Below are 22,308 nucleotides of genomic sequence, written 5' to 3'. Positions count from 1 at the left end.
AGCGGGGTTGTGGTCATCAGCTATGGTCGACTTTGATCGTTGGGTCGGTACCGGCGATCAGTGAGTTGATCATCTGCGAGGAGGTCGAGCCGTAGCTGGAAAGATCGACCGCTGCGCCGTTGTTTTCCAGAGTGATGGTCACGTCCGCTGCGGCGCCCTGAGCAAACTCGCCATGGCTGCTGACTTCCAGCTTGGTCACTCCACCCGTGGTTATCACGCGTAGGAAGTCACCGATGTTGTTTTCGTTCTCGCCTTGGAGCAGATCGCGCAGGTCGATGGTGTCGCTCTCGGCGCCGCTGAGGGTGAAGTCCTTGATGGTGTCCTTGCCGGTATGACCTGCGTGCCAGGCGAAGGTGTCGGCACCCGTGCCACCGTAAAGGATGTCGTCACCTTCGCCGCCGATGAGGATGTCCATGCCTGCGTCACCATTGAGGGTGTCGTTGCCGGCCTTGCCTTCCAGATGGTCGTTGCCCGCATTGCCGTTCAGTGTGTCGACACCGATGCTGCCGAGAATCACATCATTACCGGCGGCACCATTCAGCGCCCCGCTGCCGCTAATTGGCGTGGGAGGGGTGTAGGCGGTGTTGCCGATATTGATGACTGAAGTTGGCGGTATCGCTGTCACCGTCAGGCTGGCTCAGGGTGTAGGTGAAGGTCTCGCTCCTGCCGACGTTGCTGTAGTTGGCGTTTGGCGTGTAGGTGTACGAGCCATTGGCTGCGATGGACAGCGTGCCGTACTGGCCAGTGATGTTGGTGCTTCCGCTACTCGCCACATTGAAACCGTTGACCGCGCTGATCAAGGCATCTTCCTGGCCGACGCTGTCCACTGAACCCCAGGCATTGGTGCTGTCGATGTGGTTATTGACGTCGGTGCGCACATTGCCTTCGGCTGCGGCTGCCTCAATGATCGGTGTTACCAGTGCGGTGACCAGCGCGATGTCGGTCAGAGTGGCTGTTGCATTTCCGCTCCAGTTGTTTCTGTCCAGAACATACAAACGGATTCGATAGGTGCCGGCGGCTAGATTGCTGATGCTGTTGTTACCGCTCTGCAGATCCGTATAGCTGCCGGTAGTCCAGCTGGTGCCATTGCTGTTAAGTGTTTCCAGCGCATACCGGTAGTAGTCGTTGTTGCCTCCGCTAAGGGCGGCGTTGAACGTGATAGTGCCGGTGCCGCCAGAAACGGTCATGGATCCGCTGGTCACCACAGAAGACCCTTCATTGGGGTCAGTATCGCCGCCAAAACTGCGGGTATCGACCACTGAGAACCCGGCCACATTCGTTATGGCCGTGGTTCTTTGGGTTAACACTGCCTGGGCGAAATTATCATTTGCCACCGGTGCTGAGTCCCTATCCGCCTGCAGGTTGATGGTCAGCGTGCTATTGAACGCATCACCATCTTTGTCACTTACGGTGTAGTTGAATGTCGGGGCCGGTACCGGTGTGCCTGCTTGGACTAAGGCATAACCTTTCTCGTTGAGGACGAAGCGGTAACCGCCGTCGGCGCTAGTGGTCAGGGTGCCGTATTCATTGCTCAGGTTGCCCCAGGTCACACTACCGAAACCGTCTGCACCGGCGCTGCCGGCAACGCTGCCCGAGACGCTCGGCATGGACAGGGTGGTGTTTAGGCTGCCGTAGATCTCGAAGGAGTTGCTAGCGTTCTCATTGGTGTAGATGGTGTTGACGATATTGCCGCTGCTGTCCTTGAAGCCCTCAAGCTTGAACGAGTAGGTCTGGCCATTCAGCTCAACGAGTACGTTCTGGCTGGGCAGATTGATGATGTCGCGCGAGGCGATGGGGTCGCTGCCGTTGGTTGTTTCCGTATGATCGAGCAGTACGGTGAATGGCACCTTGACCAAGGTGCCATTGATGACCACATCCATGGTCATGGTCATGGTGATGGTGTCCAGCGACGCTATCGAACCGTTGACTGGCTGATTTACATGGGTGAAGTCCGCTAGTTTGAACAGCGTGCCTGCAGCGATTGTTTGGCCGGTACTGCTGGCCAGTGTGGAGTCATCCACCAGCTCGTAGCTGGAGCGACCGTTGGAGTCGCCCCAGCGGATGGCGTCGACAAGGCTGTCGGAGTCATTGTTGGTGACTTTTGTGACGGACTGGGTGCCGGAGCCGAAGGTCTCATTGTTCCAGCCGCCCTGCAGGTTCTTGATGATGATAGTGTCGACCGATACCTCCAGCGTGCGCACAATAGAGTCGCTCGGCATATCATCTTCAACAACGACCGTCAGGGTGGACGATGTGGAAAGAGCACCATCACTAACGGTTACCCCGACGCCTATTTGCAGTATGTCCTCGACGTTAGTGGTGCCATGATCTAGCGGCTTAGACAGCGTAACTGTGTAGCTACCACTATTGTCGATGCTGACGCGAATAGCTTCATTCGCTGGTACGGCTGACCCGGCATAACCAATAAGCAAACCTGTTCCGGTACCGACCCATGTAATAGCCTGACCGCCAGAGGTCAAGCCAGTAGTTGGTGCATTCAAAGTGACGGTAAGCGCATCATTTTCAGTGTCCTGAATTACCATTTGTCCCGTGATGGTTTTCGCATTACTGAGGTCAGAGACACCAGTAGTGTCAGGACGACCGCCAGCGAGGCCTTCCTCGGATACACGTGCAGTGCTTACCAAAACAATTGGGGCATCGTTGTTGCCATTGATGGTGATGGTCAGGGTAGCGGTGGTGGTTGAACCGTCACCGTCCGTCAGGGTGTAGGTGTAGCTGTCGGTCAAGCTCTGGCCGTTGTTCAAGGCATTAACAGCAGTATTGCTGTTGTTCAGCGCGTAGCTGTAACTGCCGTCGCTGTTGAGGGTCAGGGTGCCGTACCCGTTGGCGCTGGTGAACACACCGGCAGTAACCGGGGTGGCATTGGCATCGGCACCGACGGTGTCGGCACCTGCACCGGTGAGGACATTGCCAATAACGGTGACGGTGTCTTCGGTGATGGCGTTCGTGTCGTTGACGGCGACCGGTGCGGTGTCAGTGATGGCGATGTCGAGGCTGTTCGGTGCACTGGACTGGCCATTGGCGTCGGTGACGCTGATAGCGATGCTGTCGACGATGGCCGTGCTATTGGTGTGGGCCAGTACGCTTGGGTCATAGGTGTAGCTGACCACGCCGGCGTTGAATCCGGTGAGTACCAAGGAGCCTTCACCGGTATTGATGATGACAGGCGTGGTGCCCAGGGCATTGAGCTGGGCGAGGGTGACGGTTGTACCACCCACCGAGAGCGAAGTGATCCCGGCTTCAGCGGCGACAGTGAACGAGCCGGTGGTGGCACCTGCAGTTTCCGGCAGGGTGGTGTCGGTGGTGTTGCCCGCACCATCGGTGTCCGGAACGGTCACGGTAGGCGCACCGTCGGTGCGGCCATTGATGGTGATGGTCAGGGTGGCGGTGGTGGTTGAACCGTCACCGTCCGTCAGGGTGTAGGTGTAGCTGTCGGTCAAGTTCTGGCCGTTGTTCAAGGCATTAACAGCAGTATTGCTGTTGTTCAGCGCGTAGCTGTAACTGCCGTCGCTGTTGAGGGTCAGGGTGCCGTACCCGTTGGCGCTGGTGAACACACCGGCAGTAACCGGGGTGGCATTGGCATCGGCACCGACGGTGTCGGCACCTGCACCGGTGAGGACATTGCCAATAGCGGTGACGGTGTCTTCGGTGATGGCGTTCGTGTCGTTGACGGCGACCGGTGCGGTGTCAGTGATGGCGATGTCGAGGCTGTTCGGTGCACTGGACTGGCCATTGGCGTCGGTGACGCTGATAGCGATGCTGTCGACGATGGCCGTGCTATTGGTGTGGGCCAGTACGCTTGGGTCATAGGTGTAGCTGACCACGCCGGCGTTGAATCCGGTGAGTACCAAGGAGCCTTCACCGGTATTGATGATGACAGGCGTGGTGCCCAGGGCATTGAGCTGGGCGAGGGTGACGGTTGTACCGCCCACCGAGAGCGAAGTGATCCCGGCTTCAGCGGCGACAGTGAACGAGCCGGTGGTGGCACCTGCAGTTTCCGGCAGGGTGGTGTCGGTGGTGTTGCCCGCACCATCGGTGTCCGGAACGGTCACGGTAGGCGCACCGTCGGTGCGGCCATTGATGGTGATGGTCAGGGTGGCGGTGGTGGTTGAACCGTCACCGTCCGTCAGGGTGTAGGTGTAGCTGTCGGTCAAGTTCTGGCCGTTGTTCAAGGCATTAACAGCAGTATTGCTGTTGTTCAGCGCGTAGCTGTAACTGCCGTCGCTGTTGAGGGTCAGGGTGCCGTACCCGTTGGCGCTGGTGAACACACCGGCAGTAACCGGGGTGGCATTGGCATCGGCACCGACGGTGTCGGCACCTGCACCGGTGAGGACATTGCCAATAGCGGTGACGGTGTCTTCGGTGATGGCGTTCGTGTCGTTGACGGCGACCGGTGCGGTGTCAGTGATGGCGATGTCGAGGCTGTTCGGTGCACTGGACTGGCCATTGGCGTCGGTGACGCTGATAGCGATGCTGTCGACGATGGCCGTGCTATTGGTGTGGGCCAGTACGCTTGGGTCATAGGTGTAGCTGACCACGCCGGCGTTGAATCCGGTGAGTACCAAGGAGCCTTCACCGGTATTGATGATGACAGGCGTGGTGCCCAGGGCATTGAGCTGGGCGAGGGTGACGGTTGTACCACCCACCGAGAGCGAAGTGATCCCGGCTTCAGCGGCGACAGTGAACGAGCCGGTGGTGGCACCTGCAGTTTCCGGCAGGGTGGTGTCGGTGGTGTTGCCCGCACCATCGGTGTCCGGAACGGTCACGGTAGGCGCACCGTCGGTGCGGCCATTGATGGTGATGGTCAGGGTGGCGGTGGTGGTTGAACCGTCACCGTCCGTCAGGGTGTAGGTGTAGCTGTCGGTCAAGTTCTGGCCGTTGTTCAAGGCATTAACAGCAGTATTGCTGTTGTTCAGCGCGTAGCTGTAACTGCCGTCGCTGTTGAGGGTCAGGGTGCCGTACCCGTTGGCGCTGGTGAACACACCGGCAGTAACCGGGGTGGCATTGGCATCGGCACCGACGGTGTCGGCACCTGCACCGGTGAGGACATTGCCAATAGCGGTGACGGTGTCTTCGGTGATGGCGTTCGTGTCGTTGACGGCGACCGGTGCGGTGTCAGTGATGGCGATGTCGAGGCTGTTCGGTGCACTGGACTGGCCATTGGCGTCGGTGACGCTGATAGCGATGCTGTCGACGATGGCCGTGCTATTGGTGTGGGCCAGTACGCTTGGGTCATAGGTGTAGCTGACCACGCCGGCGTTGAATCCGGTGAGTACCAAGGAGCCTTCACCGGTATTGATGATGACAGGCGTGGTGCCCAGGGCATTGAGCTGGGCGAGGGTGACGGTTGTACCACCCACCGAGAGCGAAGTGATCCCGGCTTCAGCGGCGACAGTGAACGAGCCGGTGGTGGCACCTGCAGTTTCCGGCAGGGTGGTGTCGGTGGTGTTGCCCGCACCATCGGTGTCCGGAACGGTCACGGTAGGCGCACCGTCGGTGCGGCCATTGATGGTGATGGTCAGGGTGGCGGTGGTGGTTGAACCGTCACCGTCCGTCAGGGTGTAGGTGTAGCTGTCGGTCAAGTTCTGGCCGTTGTTCAAGGCATTAACAGCAGTATTGCTGTTGTTCAGCGCGTAGCTGTAACTGCCGTCGCTGTTGAGGGTCAGGGTGCCGTACCCGTTGGCGCTGGTGAACACACCGGCAGTAACCGGGGTGGCATTGGCATCGGCACCGACGGTGTCGGCACCTGCACCGGTGAGGACATTGCCAATAGCGGTGACGGTGTCTTCGGTGATGGCGTTCGTGTCGTTGACGGCGACCGGTGCGGTGTCAGTGATGGCGATGTCGAGGCTGTTCGGTGCACTGGACTGGCCATTGGCGTCGGTGACGCTGATAGCGATGCTGTCGACGATGGCCGTGCTATTGGTGTGGGCCAGTACGCTTGGGTCATAGGTGTAGCTGACCACGCCGGCGTTGAATCCGGTGAGTACCAAGGAGCCTTCACCGGTATTGATGATGACAGGCGTGGTGCCCAGGGCATTGAGCTGGGCGAGGGTGACGGTTGTACCACCCACCGAGAGCGAAGTGATCCCGGCTTCAGCGGCGACAGTGAACGAGCCGGTGGTGGCACCTGCAGTTTCCGGCAGGGTGGTGTCGGTGGTGTTGCCCGCACCATCGGTGTCCGGAACGGTCACGGTAGGCGCACCGTCGGTGCGGCCATTGATGGTGATGGTCAGGGTGGCGGTGGTGGTTGAACCGTCACCGTCCGTCAGGGTGTAGGTGTAGCTGTCGGTCAAGTTCTGGCCGTTGTTCAAGGCATTAACAGCAGTATTGCTGTTGTTCAGCGCGTAGCTGTAACTGCCGTCGCTGTTGAGGGTCAGGGTGCCGTACCCGTTGGCGCTGGTGAACACACCGGCAGTAACCGGGGTGGCATTGGCATCGGCACCGACGGTGTCGGCACCTGCACCGGTGAGGACATTGCCAATAGCGGTGACGGTGTCTTCGGTGATGGCGTTCGTGTCGTTGACGGCGACCGGTGCGGTGTCAGTGATGGCGATGTCGAGGCTGTTCGGTGCACTGGACTGGCCATTGGCGTCGGTGACGCTGATAGCGATGCTGTCGACGATGGCCGTGCTATTGGTGTGGGCCAGTACGCTTGGGTCATAGGTGTAGCTGACCACGCCGGCGTTGAATCCGGTGAGTACCAAGGAGCCTTCACCGGTATTGATGATGACAGGCGTGGTGCCCAGGGCATTGAGCTGGGCGAGGGTGACGGTTGTACCACCCACCGAGAGCGAAGTGATCCCGGCTTCAGCGGCGACAGTGAACGAGCCGGTGGTGGCACCTGCAGTTTCCGGCAGGGTGGTGTCGGTGGTGTTGCCCGCACCATCGGTGTCCGGAACGGTCACGGTAGGCGCACCGTCGGTGCGGCCATTGATGGTGATGGTCAGGGTGGCGGTGGTGGTTGAACCGTCACCGTCCGTCAGGGTGTAGGTGTAGCTGTCGGTCAAGCTCTGGCCGTTGTTCAAGGCATTAACAGCAGTATTGCTGTTGTTCAGCGCGTAGCTGTAACTGCCGTCGCTGTTGAGGGTCAGGGTGCCGTACCCGTTGGCGCTGGTGAACACACCGGCAGTAACCGGGGTGGCATTGGCATCGGCACCGACGGTGTCGGCACCTGCACCGGTGAGGACATTGCCAATAGCGGTGACGGTGTCTTCGGTGATGGCGTTCGTGTCGTTGACGGCGACCGGTGCGGTGTCAGTGATGGCGATGTCGAGGCTGTTCGGTGCACTGGACTGGCCATTGGCGTCGGTGACGCTGATAGCGATGCTGTCGACGATGGCCGTGCTATTGGTGTGGGCCAGTACGCTTGGGTCATAGGTGTAGCTGACCACGCCGGCGTTGAATCCGGTGAGTACCAAGGAGCCTTCACCGGTATTGATGATGACAGGCGTGGTGCCCAGGGCATTGAGCTGGGCGAGGGTGACGGTTGTACCACCCACCGAGAGCGAAGTGATCCCGGCTTCAGCGGCGACAGTGAACGAGCCGGTGGTGGCACCTGCAGTTTCCGGCAGGGTGGTGTCGGTGGTGTTGCCCGCACCATCGGTGTCCGGAACGGTCACGGTAGGCGCACCGTCGGTGCGGCCATTGATGGTGATGGTCAGGGTGGCGGTGGTGGTTGAACCGTCACCGTCCGTCAGGGTGTAGGTGTAGCTGTCGGTCAAGTTCTGGCCGTTGTTCAAGGCATTAACAGCAGTATTGCTGTTGTTCAGCGCGTAGCTGTAACTGCCGTCGCTGTTGAGGGTCAGGGTGCCGTACCCGTTGGCGCTGGTGAACACACCGGCAGTAACCGGGGTGGCATTGGCATCGGCACCGACGGTGTCGGCACCTGCACCGGTGAGGACATTGCCAATAGCGGTGACGGTGTCTTCGGTGATGGCGTTCGTGTCGTTGACGGCGACCGGTGCGGTGTCAGTGATGGCGATGTCGAGGCTGTTCGGTGCACTGGACTGGCCATTGGCGTCGGTGACGCTGATAGCGATGCTGTCGACGATGGCCGTGCTATTGGTGTGGGCCAGTACGCTTGGGTCATAGGTGTAGCTGACCACGCCGGCGTTGAATCCGGTGAGTACCAAGGAGCCTTCACCGGTATTGATGATGACAGGCGTGGTGCCCAGGGCATTGAGCTGGGCGAGGGTGACGGTTGTACCACCCACCGAGAGCGAAGTGATCCCGGCTTCAGCGGCGACAGTGAACGAGCCGGTGGTGGCACCTGCAGTTTCCGGCAGGGTGGTGTCGGTGGTGTTGCCCGCACCATCGGTGTCCGGAACGGTCACGGTAGGCGCACCGTCGGTGCGGCCATTGATGGTGATGGTCAGGGTGGCGGTGGTGGTTGAACCGTCACCGTCCGTCAGGGTGTAGGTGTAGCTGTCGGTCAAGTTCTGGCCGTTGTTCAAGGCATTAACAGCAGTATTGCTGTTGTTCAGCGCGTAGCTGTAACTGCCGTCGCTGTTGAGGGTCAGGGTGCCGTACCCGTTGGCGCTGGTGAACACACCGGCAGTAACCGGGGTGGCATTGGCATCGGCACCGACGGTGTCGGCACCTGCACCGGTGAGGACATTGCCAATAGCGGTGACGGTGTCTTCGGTGATGGCGTTCGTGTCGTTGACGGCGACCGGTGCGGTGTCAGTGATGGCGATGTCGAGGCTGTTCGGTGCACTGGACTGGCCATTGGCGTCGGTGACGCTGATAGCGATGCTGTCGACGATGGCCGTGCTATTGGTGTGGGCCAGTACGCTTGGGTCATAGGTGTAGCTGACCACGCCGGCGTTGAATCCGGTGAGTACCAAGGAGCCTTCACCGGTATTGATGATGACAGGCGTGGTGCCCAGGGCATTGAGCTGGGCGAGGGTGACGGTTGTACCACCCACCGAGAGCGAAGTGATCCCGGCTTCAGCGGCGACAGTGAACGAGCCGGTGGTGGCACCTGCAGTTTCCGGCAGGGTGGTGTCGGTGGTGTTGCCCGCACCATCGGTGTCCGGAACGGTCACGGTAGGCGCACCGTCGGTGCGGCCATTGATGGTGATGGTCAGGGTGGCGGTGGTGGTTGAACCGTCACCGTCCGTCAGGGTGTAGGTGTAGCTGTCGGTCAAGTTCTGGCCGTTGTTCAAGGCATTAACAGCAGTATTGCTGTTGTTCAGCGCGTAGCTGTAACTGCCGTCGCTGTTGAGGGTCAGGGTGCCGTACCCGTTGGCGCTGGTGAACACACCGGCAGTAACCGGGGTGGCATTGGCATCGGCACCGACGGTGTCGGCACCTGCACCGGTGAGGACATTGCCAATAGCGGTGACGGTGTCTTCGGTGATGGCGTTCGTGTCGTTGACGGCGACCGGTGCGGTGTCAGTGATGGCGATGTCGAGGCTGTTCGGTGCACTGGACTGGCCATTGGCGTCGGTGACGCTGATAGCGATGCTGTCGACGATGGCCGTGCTATTGGTGTGGGCCAGTACGCTTGGGTCATAGGTGTAGCTGACCACGCCGGCGTTGAATCCGGTGAGTACCAAGGAGCCTTCACCGGTATTGATGATGACAGGCGTGGTGCCCAGGGCATTGAGCTGGGCGAGGGTGACGGTTGTACCGCCCACCGAGAGCGAAGTGATCCCGGCTTCAGCGGCGACAGTGAACGAGCCGGTGGTGGCACCTGCAGTTTCCGGCAGGGTGGTGTCGGTGGTGTTGCCCGCACCATCGGTGTCCGGAACGGTCACGGTAGGCGCACCGTCGGTGCGGCCATTGATGGTGATGGTCAGGGTGGCGGTGGTGGTTGAACCGTCACCGTCCGTCAGGGTGTAGGTGTAGCTGTCGGTCAAGTTCTGGCCGTTGTTCAAGGCATTAACAGCAGTATTGCTGTTGTTCAGCGCGTAGCTGTAACTGCCGTCGCTGTTGAGGGTCAGGGTGCCGTACCCGTTGGCGCTGGTGAACACACCGGCAGTAACCGGGGTGGCATTGGCATCGGCACCGACGGTGTCGGCACCTGCACCGGTGAGGACATTGCCAATAGCGGTGACGGTGTCTTCGGTGATGGCGTTCGTGTCGTTGACGGCGACCGGTGCGGTGTCAGTGATGGCGATGTCGAGGCTGTTCGGTGCACTGGACTGGCCATTGGCGTCGGTGACGCTGATAGCGATGCTGTCGACGATGGCCGTGCTATTGGTGTGGGCCAGTACGCTTGGGTCATAGGTGTAGCTGACCACGCCGGCGTTGAATCCGGTGAGTACCAAGGAGCCTTCACCGGTATTGATGATGACAGGCGTGGTGCCCAGGGCATTGAGCTGGGCGAGGGTGACGGTTGTACCACCCACCGAGAGCGAAGTGATCCCGGCTTCAGCGGCGACAGTGAACGAGCCGGTGGTGGCACCTGCAGTTTCCGGCAGGGTGGTGTCGGTGGTGTTGCCCGCACCATCGGTGTCCGGAACGGTCACGGTAGGCGCACCGTCGGTGCGGCCATTGATGGTGATGGTCAGGGTGGCGGTGGTGGTTGAACCGTCACCGTCCGTCAGGGTGTAGGTGTAGCTGTCGGTCAAGTTCTGGCCGTTGTTCAAGGCATTAACAGCAGTATTGCTGTTGTTCAGCGCGTAGCTGTAACTGCCGTCGCTGTTGAGGGTCAGGGTGCCGTACCCGTTGGCGCTGGTGAACACACCGGCAGTAACCGGGGTGGCATTGGCATCGGCACCGACGGTGTCGGCACCTGCACCGGTGAGGACATTGCCAATAGCGGTGACGGTGTCTTCGGTGATGGCGTTCGTGTCGTTGACGGCGACCGGTGCGGTGTCAGTGATGGCGATGTCGAGGCTGTTCGGTGCACTGGACTGGCCATTGGCGTCGGTGACGCTGATAGCGATGCTGTCGACGATGGCCGTGCTATTGGTGTGGGCCAGTACGCTTGGGTCATAGGTGTAGCTGACCACGCCGGCGTTGAATCCGGTGAGTACCAAGGAGCCTTCACCGGTATTGATGATGACAGGCGTGGTGCCCAGGGCATTGAGCTGGGCGAGGGTGACGGTTGTACCACCCACCGAGAGCGAAGTGATCCCGGCTTCAGCGGCGACAGTGAACGAGCCGGTGGTGGCACCTGCAGTTTCCGGCAGGGTGGTGTCGGTGGTGTTGCCCGCACCATCGGTGTCCGGAACGGTCACGGTAGGCGCACCGTCGGTGCGGCCATTGATGGTGATGGTCAGGGTGGCGGTGGTGGTTGAACCGTCACCGTCCGTCAGGGTGTAGGTGTAGCTGTCGGTCAAGCTCTGGCCGTTGTTCAAGGCATTAACAGCAGTATTGCTGTTGTTCAGCGCGTAGCTGTAACTGCCGTCGCTGTTGAGGGTCAGGGTGCCGTACCCGTTGGCGCTGGTGAACACACCGGCAGTAACCGGGGTGGCATTGGCATCGGCACCGACGGTGTCGGCACCTGCACCGGTGAGGACATTGCCAATAGCGGTGACGGTGTCTTCGGTGATGGCGTTCGTGTCAGGCATTAACAGCAGTATTGCTGTTGTTCAGCGCGTAGCTGTAACTGCCGTCGCTGTTGAGGGTCAGGGTGCCGTACCCGTTGGCGCTGGTGAACACACCGGCAGTAACCGGGGTGGCATTGGCATCGGCACCGACGGTGTCGGCACCTGCACCGGTGAGGACATTGCCAATAGCGGTGACGGTGTCTTCGGTGATGGCGTTCGTGTCGTTGACGGCGACCGGTGCGGTGTCAGTGATGGCGATGTCGAGGCTGTTCGGTGCACTGGACTGGCCATTGGCGTCGGTGACGCTGATAGCGATGCTGTCGACGATGGCCGTGCTATTGGTGTGGGCCAGTACGCTTGGGTCATAGGTGTAGCTGACCACGCCGGCGTTGAATCCGGTGAGTACCAAGGAGCCTTCACCGGTATTGATGATGACAGGCGTGGTGCCCAGGGCATTGAGCTGGGCGAGGGTGACGGTTGTACCGCCCACCGAGAGCGAAGTGATCCCGGCTTCAGCGGCGACAGTGAACGAGCCGGTGGTGGCACCTGCAGTTTCCGGCAGGGTGGTGTCGGTGGTGTTGCCCGCACCATCGGTGTCCGGAACGGTCACGGTAGGCGCACCGTCGGTGCGGCCATTGATGGTGATGGTCAGGGTGGCGGTGGTGGTTGAACCGTCACCGTCCGTCAGGGTGTAGGTGTAGCTGTCGGTCAAGTTCTGGCCGTTGTTCAAGGCATTAACAGCAGTATTGCTGTTGTTCAGCGCGTAGCTGTAACTGCCGTCGCTGTTGAGGGTCAGGGTGCCGTACCCGTTGGCGCTGGTGAACACACCGGCAGTAACCGGGGTGGCATTGGCATCGGCACCGACGGTGTCGGCACCTGCACCGGTGAGGACATTGCCAATAGCGGTGACGGTGTCTTCGGTGATGGCGTTCGTGTCGTTGACGGCGACCGGTGCGGTGTCAGTGATGGCGATGTCGAGGCTGTTCGGTGCACTGGACTGGCCATTGGCGTCGGTGACGCTGATAGCGATGCTGTCGACGATGGCCGTGCTATTGGTGTGGGCCAGTACGCTTGGGTCATAGGTGTAGCTGACCACGCCGGCGTTGAATCCGGTGAGTACCAAGGAGCCTTCACCGGTATTGATGATGACAGGCGTGGTGCCCAGGGCATTGAGCTGGGCGAGGGTGACGGTTGTACCACCCACCGAGAGCGAAGTGATCCCGGCTTCAGCGGCGACAGTGAACGAGCCGGTGGTGGCACCTGCAGTTTCCGGCAGGGTGGTGTCGGTGGTGTTGCCCGCACCATCGGTGTCCGGAACGGTCACGGTAGGCGCACCGTCGGTGCGGCCATTGATGGTGATGGTCAGGGTGGCGGTGGTGGTTGAACCGTCACCGTCCGTCAGGGTGTAGGTGTAGCTGTCGGTCAAGTTCTGGCCGTTGTTCAAGGCATTAACAGCAGTATTGCTGTTGTTCAGCGCGTAGCTGTAACTGCCGTCGCTGTTGAGGGTCAGGGTGCCGTACCCGTTGGCGCTGGTGAACACACCGGCAGTAACCGGGGTGGCATTGGCATCGGCACCGACGGTGTCGGCACCTGCACCGGTGAGGACATTGCCAATAGCGGTGACGGTGTCTTCGGTGATGGCGTTCGTGTCGTTGACGGCGACCGGTGCGGTGTCAGTGATGGCGATGTCGAGGCTGTTCGGTGCACTGGACTGGCCATTGGCGTCGGTGACGCTGATAGCGATGCTGTCGACGATGGCCGTGCTATTGGTGTGGGCCAGTACGCTTGGGTCATAGGTGTAGCTGACCACGCCGGCGTTGAATCCGGTGAGTACCAAGGAGCCTTCACCGGTATTGATGATGACAGGCGTGGTGCCCAGGGCATTGAGCTGGGCGAGGGTGACGGTTGTACCACCCACCGAGAGCGAAGTGATCCCGGCTTCAGCGGCGACAGTGAACGAGCCGGTGGTGGCACCTGCAGTTTCCGGCAGGGTGGTGTCGGTGGTGTTGCCCGCACCATCGGTGTCCGGAACGGTCACGGTAGGCGCACCGTCGGTGCGGCCATTGATGGTGATGGTCAGGGTGGCGGTGGTGGTTGAACCGTCACCGTCCGTCAGGGTGTAGGTGTAGCTGTCGGTCAAGTTCTGGCCGTTGTTCAAGGCATTAACAGCAGTATTGCTGTTGTTCAGCGCGTAGCTGTAACTGCCGTCGCTGTTGAGGGTCAGGGTGCCGTACCCGTTGGCGCTGGTGAACACACCGGCAGTAACCGGGGTGGCATTGGCATCGGCACCGACGGTGTCGGCACCTGCACCGGTGAGGACATTGCCAATAGCGGTGACGGTGTCTTCGGTGATGGCGTTCGTGTCGTTGACGGCGACCGGTGCGGTGTCAGTGATGGCGATGTCGAGGCTGTTCGGTGCACTGGACTGGCCATTGGCGTCGGTGACGCTGATAGCGATGCTGTCGACGATGGCCGTGCTATTGGTGTGGGCCAGTACGCTTGGGTCATAGGTGTAGCTGACCACGCCGGCGTTGAATCCGGTGAGTACCAAGGAGCCTTCACCGGTATTGATGATGACAGGCGTGGTGCCCAGGGCATTGAGCTGGGCGAGGGTGACGGTTGTACCACCCACCGAGAGCGAAGTGATCCCGGCTTCAGCGGCGACAGTGAACGAGCCGGTGGTGGCACCTGCAGTTTCCGGCAGGGTGGTGTCGGTGGTGTTGCCCGCACCATCGGTGTCCGGAACGGTCACGGTAGGCGCACCGTCGGTGCGGCCATTGATGGTGATGGTCAGGGTGGCGGTGGTGGTTGAACCGTCACCGTCCGTCAGGGTGTAGGTGTAGCTGTCGGTCAAGCTCTGGCCGTTGTTCAAGGCATTAACAGCAGTATTGCTGTTGTTCAGCGCGTAGCTGTAACTGCCGTCGCTGTTGAGGGTCAGGGTGCCGTACCCGTTGGCGCTGGTGAACACACCGGCAGTAACCGGGGTGGCATTGGCATCGGCACCGACGGTGTCGGCACCTGCACCGGTGAGGACATTGCCAATAGCGGTGACGGTGTCTTCGGTGATGGCGTTCGTGTCGTTGACGGCGACCGGTGCGGTGTCAGTGATGGCGATGTCGAGGCTGTTCGGTGCACTGGACTGGCCATTGGCGTCGGTGACGCTGATAGCGATGCTGTCGACGATGGCCGTGCTATTGGTGTGGGCCAGTACGCTTGGGTCATAGGTGTAGCTGACCACGCCGGCGTTGAATCCGGTGAGTACCAAGGAGCCTTCACCGGTATTGATGATGACAGGCGTGGTGCCCAGGGCATTGAGCTGGGCGAGGGTGACGGTTGTACCACCCACCGAGAGCGAAGTGATCCCGGCTTCAGCGGCGACAGTGAACGAGCCGGTGGTGGCACCTGCAGTTTCCGGCAGGGTGGTGTCGGTGGTGTTGCCCGCACCATCGGTGTCCGGAACGGTCACGGTAGGCGCACCGTCGGTGCGGCCATTGATGGTGATGGTCAGGGTGGCGGTGGTGGTTGAACCGTCACCGTCCGTCAGGGTGTAGGTGTAGCTGTCGGTCAAGCTCTGGCCGTTGTTCAAGGCATTAACAGCAGTATTGCTGTTGTTCAGCGCGTAGCTGTAACTGCCGTCGCTGTTGAGGGTCAGGGTGCCGTACCCGTTGGCGCTGGTGAACACACCGGCAGTAACCGGGGTGGCATTGGCATCGGCACCGACGGTGTCGGCACCTGCACCGGTGAGGACATTGCCAATAGCGGTGACGGTGTCTTCGGTGATGGCGTTCGTGTCGTTGACGGCGACCGGTGCGGTGTCAGTGATGGCGATGTCGAGGCTGTTCGGTGCACTGGACTGGCCATTGGCGTCGGTGACGCTGATAGCGATGCTGTCGACGATGGCCGTGCTATTGGTGTGGGCCAGTACGCTTGGGTCATAGGTGTAGCTGACCACGCCGGCGTTGAATCCGGTGAGTACCAAGGAGCCTTCACCGGTATTGATGATGACAGGCGTGGTGCCCAGGGCATTGAGCTGGGCGAGGGTGACGGTTGTACCACCCACCGAGAGCGAAGTGATCCCGGCTTCAGCGGCGACAGTGAACGAGCCGGTGGTGGCACCTGCAGTTTCCGGCAGGGTGGTGTCGGTGGTGTTGCCCGCACCATCGGTGTCCGGAACGGTCACGGTAGGCGCACCGTCGGTGCGGCCATTGATGGTGATGGTCAGGGTGGCGGTGGTGGTTGAACCGTCACCGTCCGTCAGGGTGTAGGTGTAGCTGTCGGTCAAGTTCTGGCCGTTGTTCAAGGCATTAACAGCAGTATTGCTGTTGTTCAGCGCGTAGCTGTAACTGCCGTCGCTGTTGAGGGTCAGGGTGCCGTACCCGTTGGCGCTGGTGAACACACCGGCAGTAACCGGGGTGGCATTGGCATCGGCACCGACGGTGTCGGCACCTGCACCGGTGAGGACATTGCCAATAGCGGTGACGGTGTCTTCGGTGATGGCGTTCGTGTCGTTGACGGCGACCGGTGCGGTGTCAGTGATGGCGATGTCGAGGCTGTTCGGTGCACTGGACTGGCCATTGGCGTCGGTGACGCTGATAGCGATGCTGTCGACGATGGCCGTGCTATTGGTGTGGGCCAGTACGCTTGGGTCATAGGTGTAGCTGACCACGCCGGCGTTGAATCCGGTGAGTACCAAGGAGCCTTCACCGGTATTGATGATGACAGGCGTGGTGCCCAGGGCATTGAGCTGGGCGAGGGTGACGGTTGTACCGCCCACCGAGAGCGAAGTGATCCCGGCTTCAGCGGCGACAGTGAACGAGCCGGTGGTGGCACCTGCAGTTTCCGGCAGGGTGGTGTCGGTGGTGTTGCCCGCACCATCGGTGTCCGGAACGGTCACGGTAGGCGCACCGTCGGTGATGTTGTCCGTAAATGTGATGAGCACGCTGTCAGCGCCTGCTTGCTCATCCACAGCCTGACTAGCAAAGCCTAGTCCTCCCGTTTCGAATCCAATAGTCGGGTCTAGACGCTGCCCAGTTTCCCCTAGCAGTACAAAACTATGCCCGCCGCCTGCTGCGCCGCCATTACCGCCGGAGCCTGGACCAGCAGCTGGGGCCTCGAGGTCGACGGTGGGGTCGAATCCGGCAGCCAGGGCTTGTTCCAAACCAGAAGTGGGTTCGGCTCTATTATCTTCAGCCTGGACTTCGCTGGTGGGGGCCTGCCAGTTGCTGTTTTGCGCCACATGGACCAATTCACCGCTGGCCAATTGCAAGGTCACTTCGCCGCCCAGGCCGGTGAGGATCTGTTCGCCCATGAGCAGGCGCTCGCCTTCGAACACTTGGCGTTTGAGGCCGTCGAGAGAAACGGCAAAAACCTGGCCAACAAGACTTTTTACGATGGCGACGAGAGTGCTCATATAACGGGCTCCGGAGTGGGCGCGGTAAAATCGTTAAACACGGTGAAGCAATGTTTTGATTTAAAGGCTGATAATCTGACAGAATATTGTCGTCATAAATTTGACTTATTCCATTGTGGAATTGCAGGCATGCCAAACTATTGACCGAGTGCTCGCGATAATAAACAATGCGCGCGCTGATGTCACTTTGATATTGGTTTGTCTCTACTGTGCTGCGTGTCACGCGCTGTAGGCTGTTTATGCATCCTGCGCCACTTTCTATGCATTCTGCGCCACTTTGCGTCAAACACGTCGCCTCTTCGTTGCTCCAAGTCACTAGCCCAGTCTGAAAGGAATTTCATTCAATGCGTTTTTTTGCACTGTTCCCTCTTGCTCTAGCGGTATCGATGGCTGCCCATGGCCAAACGCTTAATGAAGCCATGCAAAGTGCCCTTGAAGTGCATCCAGAGATTCAAGCGGGGATCAATGCGCGTTTGTCCGTTGAAGAGCAGATGAAGGCTGCCAAGGGCGGTTACCTGCCACGGGTTGACCTGCTGGCCGGCTATGGCCGTGAAGGCACCGACAGCCCAGGTACGCGCGGGCAGAGTCACAACACCGAGACCCTGACTCGCGGTGAGTCTAGTCTGCGTTTGCAGCAGATGCTGTTCGATGGTTTTGCCACCAGCAGTGAAGTGGGTCGCCAGCGTGCCACGGTAAATGCCCGTGCTTATGAACTGCTGGGTACCGCCGAGCGCACCGCGCTGACAGTAGCGCAGGTGTATCTGGATGTGCTGACCCGTCAGGAACTGGTGCGTCTGGCCGAGAGCAACTTGGCTAGCCACGAACGTATTTACGACCAGATCACCCTGCGTAGCGAGAGTGGCGTAGGGCGTACTGCTGACCTCGATCAGGCCGAGGCGCGTCTGGCCCAGGCACGCAACAACCTGATCACCGAGCAGACCAACCTGGCGGATGCGCGGGTCAACTATTTCAGTGTGGTCGGTCGTGATGCCAGCGAGCTAAGCCCGCCGCCTGGTTTGGCGGGCCACCTGCCGGAAAGCCTACCAGCAGCGCGCCAGGAAATGCTTGCCAACAACCCCTTCCTGAGTTCGGCCGAGGCCGATGTGCAGGCCAGCGAGCAGCAGTATGAAGCGGCCAAGTCGAGTTTCTACCCGCGCTTTGATGCCGAGCTGTCGCGCGGCATGGACAACAACATCGATGGTGTCAGCGGTCATAGCAACGAGTGGCAGGCCATGCTGCGCATGCGCTACAACCTGTTCGCCGGTGGCAGTAACAAGGCGGATCTGCAGTCCAAGGCCTATCAGACCAACCAGGCGATGGACATCCGCAACAACGCCTTGCGGGTATTGAATGAGGACCTCGGTCTGGCCTGGAACGCGATGGAAAATGCCCGCCAGCAATTGCCGATTGCCCAGCAGTACGTGGACTACAGCAGTCGCGTGCGCGAGTCCTACCAGAAGCAGTTCGGCCTGGGTGACCGTACCCTGTTGGATCTGCTCGACAGTGAAAACGAGTTGTTCACTGCCTCGCGCCGTCTTGAGGAAGTGCGTTACACCGAGCTGTTTACTCAGTACCGGATCAAGGCCACCATGGGCTCCCTGCTCAAGAGCCAGGGTGTAGTCGCGCCGATGGCCGCCGCACCACTGGATGAGATCAAGGCCCAGGCTAATTTGCCGGGGCTGAACTGAGCCCAGTCGTTGATGAGTAAAACCCAGTGGCAGTAGACCCAAGCCCGATGCAAACCCGTAGCGATCCGCGTGATCGCTACGACGACCCTCTGCTCGACAGCCTGTTGTCGCTGTGCGGCCTGCACCAGAAGTCGGTCAGCCGCGCCATGCTCACCGCAGGCCTGCCGCTGCCGGAACAGCGCCTGAGTGCCGAGTTGCTGCCGCGTGCGGCGGCGCGTGCGGGGTTGCAGGGGCGCTGGTTACGCCGAGGCCTGGAGAAGATTCCGGCCCTGGCCATGCCGGCCTTGCTTCTGCTGCACGATGGCCGCAGCGCCATTTTGCTGGGCTGGGATGATCAGGGCCGTGCGCGCATCATGCCCAGCGAAAGCGAGGGCGGTGAGGTGCGTGTCAGTGCTGAGGCACTGGCCGAGGATTACAGCGGGCGGGTGTTCTTTGCCCAGCCGCAGCACAAGTTTGATTTCAACCGTGGCGAGCTGATCCCGCGCGCCACCTCCTGGTTTCGTGACACCCTCAAGCGTTCGCGCTGGTTGTATATCGATGCCATCGCGGCAAGCTTTCTGATCAACCTGATTGGTCTGGCTACGCCGCTTTTTGTGATGAACGTGTACGACCGCGTGGTGCCTAACCAGGCCGAAGCCACCTTGTGGGTGCTGGCGATTGGCATCACCGGGGTGTTCTTCTTCGATCTGTTGCTCAAGACCTTGCGCGGCCTGTGCCTTGATCTGGCGGGCAAGAAGACCGACCTGATCATCTCCGCCACGCTGTTTGAACGCATCGTCGGCATGGCCATGAAGTTCCGACCGGCGCGGGTCGGCAGCTTTGCGCAGAATATTCATGAGTTTCAGAGCCTGCGTGATTTTCTCGCCTCGCTGACCCTGGCCAGCGTCATCGACTTGCCGTTTACCCTGCTGATTCTCGCGGTGATCGCTATGATCGGCGGCCATCTGGTGTGGATTCCCGTACTCGCCTTTCCGCTGGTGGCCTTGATCGGCTGGGCCTTGCAGCGCCCGCTGGCCGAGACCATGCAACGCACCATGGCCCTGGCCGGTGAGCGCCAGTCGAGCCTGATCGAGAGCCTGGCCGGGCTGGATGCGGTCAAGGTCAATAACGCCGAGAGCGAGCGCCAGTATCTGTGGGAGCAGACCATTGGCACCCTCAGCCGCCTGGAGCTGCGCGCGCGCATGCTCTCCAGCCTGGCGATGAACGCCACCATGCTGCTGCAGCAATTGGCGGGCGTGATTGTGATCGTGCTCGGCGTGTACCAGATCATCGACGGCAACCTGAGCATGGGTGGGCTGATTGCCTGTTACATGCTCAGCAGTCGCGCGCTGGGGCCGTTGACGCAGATTTCCGGTTTGCTCACGCGCTATCAGCAGGCGCGTGTGACCCTTGAATCGGTCAACCAGATGATGGAGCTGCCGCAGGAACGTCACGCCGATGAGCGCCCGCTCAAGCGCCAGTCGCTGCAGGGCGCCATCGAGTTCCGTCAGCTGGAATTTCATTACCCGGATCAGCAACAGGCCGCTCTGCTGGGCATCAATCTGGTGGTTCGCCCCGGTGAGAAGATCGGCATCATTGGCCGCAGTGGCTCGGGCAAAAGCTCGCTGGCGAAGCTGATTGTTGGCCTGTATCAGCCTGATGGCGGCAGCCTGCTGGTCGATGGCATTGATGTACGCCAGCTGGATGTCAGCGATCTGCGCCACAACATCGGCTATGTGCCGCAGGATATTCAGCTGTTCAGTGGCACCCTGCGTGACAACCTGGTGTCCGGTGCGCGCTACGTCGAAGACGAGCTGGTGTTGCAGGCCGCCGAATTGGCCGGCGTACACGAGTTCGCTCGGCTACACCCGAAAGGCTACGAGCTGCAGGTCGGTGAGCGCGGGCAAAACCTCTCCGGTGGTCAGCGGCAGAATGTCGCCCTGGCGCGTGCGCTGTTGCTCGATCCGCCGATTCTGCTGCTTGATGAACCCACCAGCGCCATGGACAACACCGGTGAAGAGCGCCTCAAGCAGCGCTTGTCGGCGGTAATCGGCACCAAGACCCTGCTGCTGGTCACCCACCGGGCCTCGATGCTCAGCCTGGTCGATCGGTTGATTATCGTTGATCGTGGGCAGATCATCGCCGATGGGCCGAAAAGTAGCGTGATGGAAGCGCTGAAGAAGGGGCAGATCAGTGTCAGCTAACGCGCCCGAGAAAAGGAGCCTGCGTCAGGCCGTTGCTGCTTATTTCGGCAGCCACGATGAGCTGGGCGATGAACCGCTACCGGAGGTCAACAAGGCGTTGATCGAGGACGCACCACGGGTGGTGCGTCTGACCATCTGGGGGCTGATCGCCTTTGTGGTGTTCTGCCTGCTGTGGGCTAATTTCGCCGTGGTCGATGAAGTGACCCGTGGTGATGGCAAGGCGATTCCGTCCTCGCGCCTGCAAAAAATCCAGAATCTGGAAGGCGGTATCGTCGCCGAGCTGTTTGTCCGGGAAGGGCAGATTGTTGATGCCGGTGATCCGCTGTTGCGTCTGGACGACACCCGCTTCGCCTCCAACGTCGGTGAAACCGAGGCCGATCGCCTGGCCCTGCTGCTGCGTGTGGAGCGCCTGAGCGCCGAAGTACAGGACCGCGAGCTGGTGGTGGCCGATGAGGTGCGCGAGAAAGTGCCGAAGCAAGCGGATAACGAAATCCAGCTGTTCAACAGCCGCAAACAGCAATTACTCGATGAAGTGGCCGGCCTGGAAGAGCAGTTGATTCAGCGACAGCAGGAGCTGCGTGAGTTTGCCTCCAAGCAGGGGCAGTTCCGCAATAGCTTGAGCCTGTTGCGTCAGGAAATTCAAATGTCCGAGCCGCTGGTGGCTCAGGGCGCGATTTCCCAGGTTGAAGTGCTGCGCCTTAAACGTGCAGAAGTGGAGGCGCGTGGCCAGCTTGAAGCCACCACTCTGGCGATACCGCGCGCCCAGTCGGCGATCAAGGAAGTCGAGCGCAAGATTGATGAAACCCGTGGTCGTTTTCGCAGCGAGGCGCTGACCGAGCTGAATGAGGCGCGCACCGAGCTGAGCAAAATTCAGTCAACCGGCAAGGCGCTGAAAGATCGGGTCAACCGCACTCTGGTGATTTCACCGGTGCGCGGCATCGTCAAACAGTTGCTGGTCACCACCATCGGCGGGGTGATTCAGCCGGGCAGCGATCTGGTGGAAATCGTACCGCTGGGTGAGAACCTGCTGGTCGAGGCGCGGATTCGCCCGCAGGACATCGCCTTCCTGCATCCAGGGCAGGAGGCGATGGTCAAGTTCACTGCCTATGACTACACCATCTACGGCGGCCTCAAAGCCGAGCTGGAACAGATCGGCGCCGATACCGTGACCGACGATGATGGCAACAGCTTTTATGTGATCAAGCTGCGTACCAACAAAAGCCACCTGGGTACCGAGGAAAATCCGCTGCTGATCATCCCCGGCATGGTTGCGTCGGTGGATATCATCACCGGCAAGAAAAGTGTGCTCAGTTATCTGCTCAAACCGATTATCCGTGCGCGCAGCGAGGCATTGCGCGAGCGCTAGGTAGCAGATTCTGCCCACAAAAAAGCCGCAGCTCGATGCGGCTTTTTGTTGTTTGCGGGTTAACCAGTTATCGACGTAGGAGCGGCCCATGGCCGCGATTGAAAGCTTCGCGGGCATGGCCCGCTCCTACGGTTTA

Annotated in this window: 6 protein-coding genes and 1 pseudogene; 3 read left to right on the top strand and 4 right to left on the bottom strand. The window is 60.5% G+C overall.

Annotated features, from left to right (window positions below; genetic code table 11):
• Nucleotides 1–16: 16 nt before the first annotated feature.
• From AC0T4W_RS14220 to AC0T4W_RS14205, 4 genes and pseudogenes are all read right to left on the bottom strand, one after another.
• On the bottom strand, nucleotides 17–625 hold the full coding sequence (locus AC0T4W_RS14220) for a type I secretion C-terminal target domain-containing protein (RefSeq protein WP_476319917.1): 609 nt from the start codon (nucleotides 623–625) through the stop codon (nucleotides 17–19).
• On the bottom strand, nucleotides 555–11,546 hold the full coding sequence (locus tag AC0T4W_RS14215) for a VCBS domain-containing protein (protein WP_476319914.1): 10,992 nt from the start codon (nucleotides 11,544–11,546) through the stop codon (nucleotides 555–557). The genes AC0T4W_RS14220 and AC0T4W_RS14215 overlap by 71 nt, the downstream gene beginning before the upstream one ends.
• Nucleotides 11,539–16,464 carry a beta strand repeat-containing protein gene (locus AC0T4W_RS14210; RefSeq protein ID WP_476323678.1) on the bottom strand — a complete coding sequence of 1,642 codons (4,926 nt, stop codon included), beginning with the start codon at nucleotides 16,462–16,464 and terminating at the stop codon, nucleotides 11,539–11,541. Before AC0T4W_RS14210 ends, AC0T4W_RS14215 begins: the two co-directional genes overlap by 8 nt.
• A gap of 108 nt (nucleotides 16,465–16,572) precedes the next feature.
• Nucleotides 16,573–16,935: pseudogene (locus AC0T4W_RS14205) on the bottom strand (retention module-containing protein); the annotation flags it as partial.
• Between the two features lie 344 nt (nucleotides 16,936–17,279).
• Here AC0T4W_RS14205 and AC0T4W_RS14200 point away from each other — a divergent pair.
• From AC0T4W_RS14200 to AC0T4W_RS14190, 3 genes are read left to right on the top strand one after another with little or no spacing between them, the layout of a single operon-like run.
• On the top strand, nucleotides 17,280–18,623 hold the full coding sequence (locus AC0T4W_RS14200) for a TolC family outer membrane protein (protein WP_476319911.1): 1,344 nt from the start codon (nucleotides 17,280–17,282) through the stop codon (nucleotides 18,621–18,623).
• 47 nt (nucleotides 18,624–18,670) lie between these two features.
• Nucleotides 18,671–20,806 carry a type I secretion system permease/ATPase gene (locus AC0T4W_RS14195; protein WP_476319908.1) on the top strand — a complete coding sequence of 712 codons (2,136 nt, stop codon included), beginning with the start codon at nucleotides 18,671–18,673 and terminating at the stop codon, nucleotides 20,804–20,806.
• A gap of 19 nt (nucleotides 20,807–20,825) precedes the next feature.
• Nucleotides 20,826–22,172, top strand: a complete 1,347-nt coding sequence (locus AC0T4W_RS14190) for an HlyD family type I secretion periplasmic adaptor subunit (RefSeq protein ID WP_476323675.1) — start codon at nucleotides 20,826–20,828, stop codon at nucleotides 22,170–22,172.
• The last annotated feature ends 136 nt before the right edge of the window (nucleotides 22,173–22,308 follow it).

This window comes from Pseudomonas sp. C7.1 (genome assembly GCF_056312395.1).
The sequence above is the reverse complement of the archived record's forward strand: the minus strand, read 5'-3'. Positions and strand labels throughout refer to the sequence as shown.

What these genes read in the sequence shown, in the direction of transcription:
- AC0T4W_RS14215 (WP_476319914.1), bottom strand. Translation starts at nt 11,546, where the DNA reads ATGCCTGACACGAACGCCATCACCGAAGACACCGTCACCGCTATTGGC.
- AC0T4W_RS14200 (WP_476319911.1), top strand. Translation starts at nt 17,280, where the DNA reads ATGCGTTTTTTTGCACTGTTCCCTCTTGCTCTAGCGGTATCGATGGCT.
- AC0T4W_RS14195 (WP_476319908.1), top strand. Translation starts at nt 18,671, where the DNA reads ATGCAAACCCGTAGCGATCCGCGTGATCGCTACGACGACCCTCTGCTC.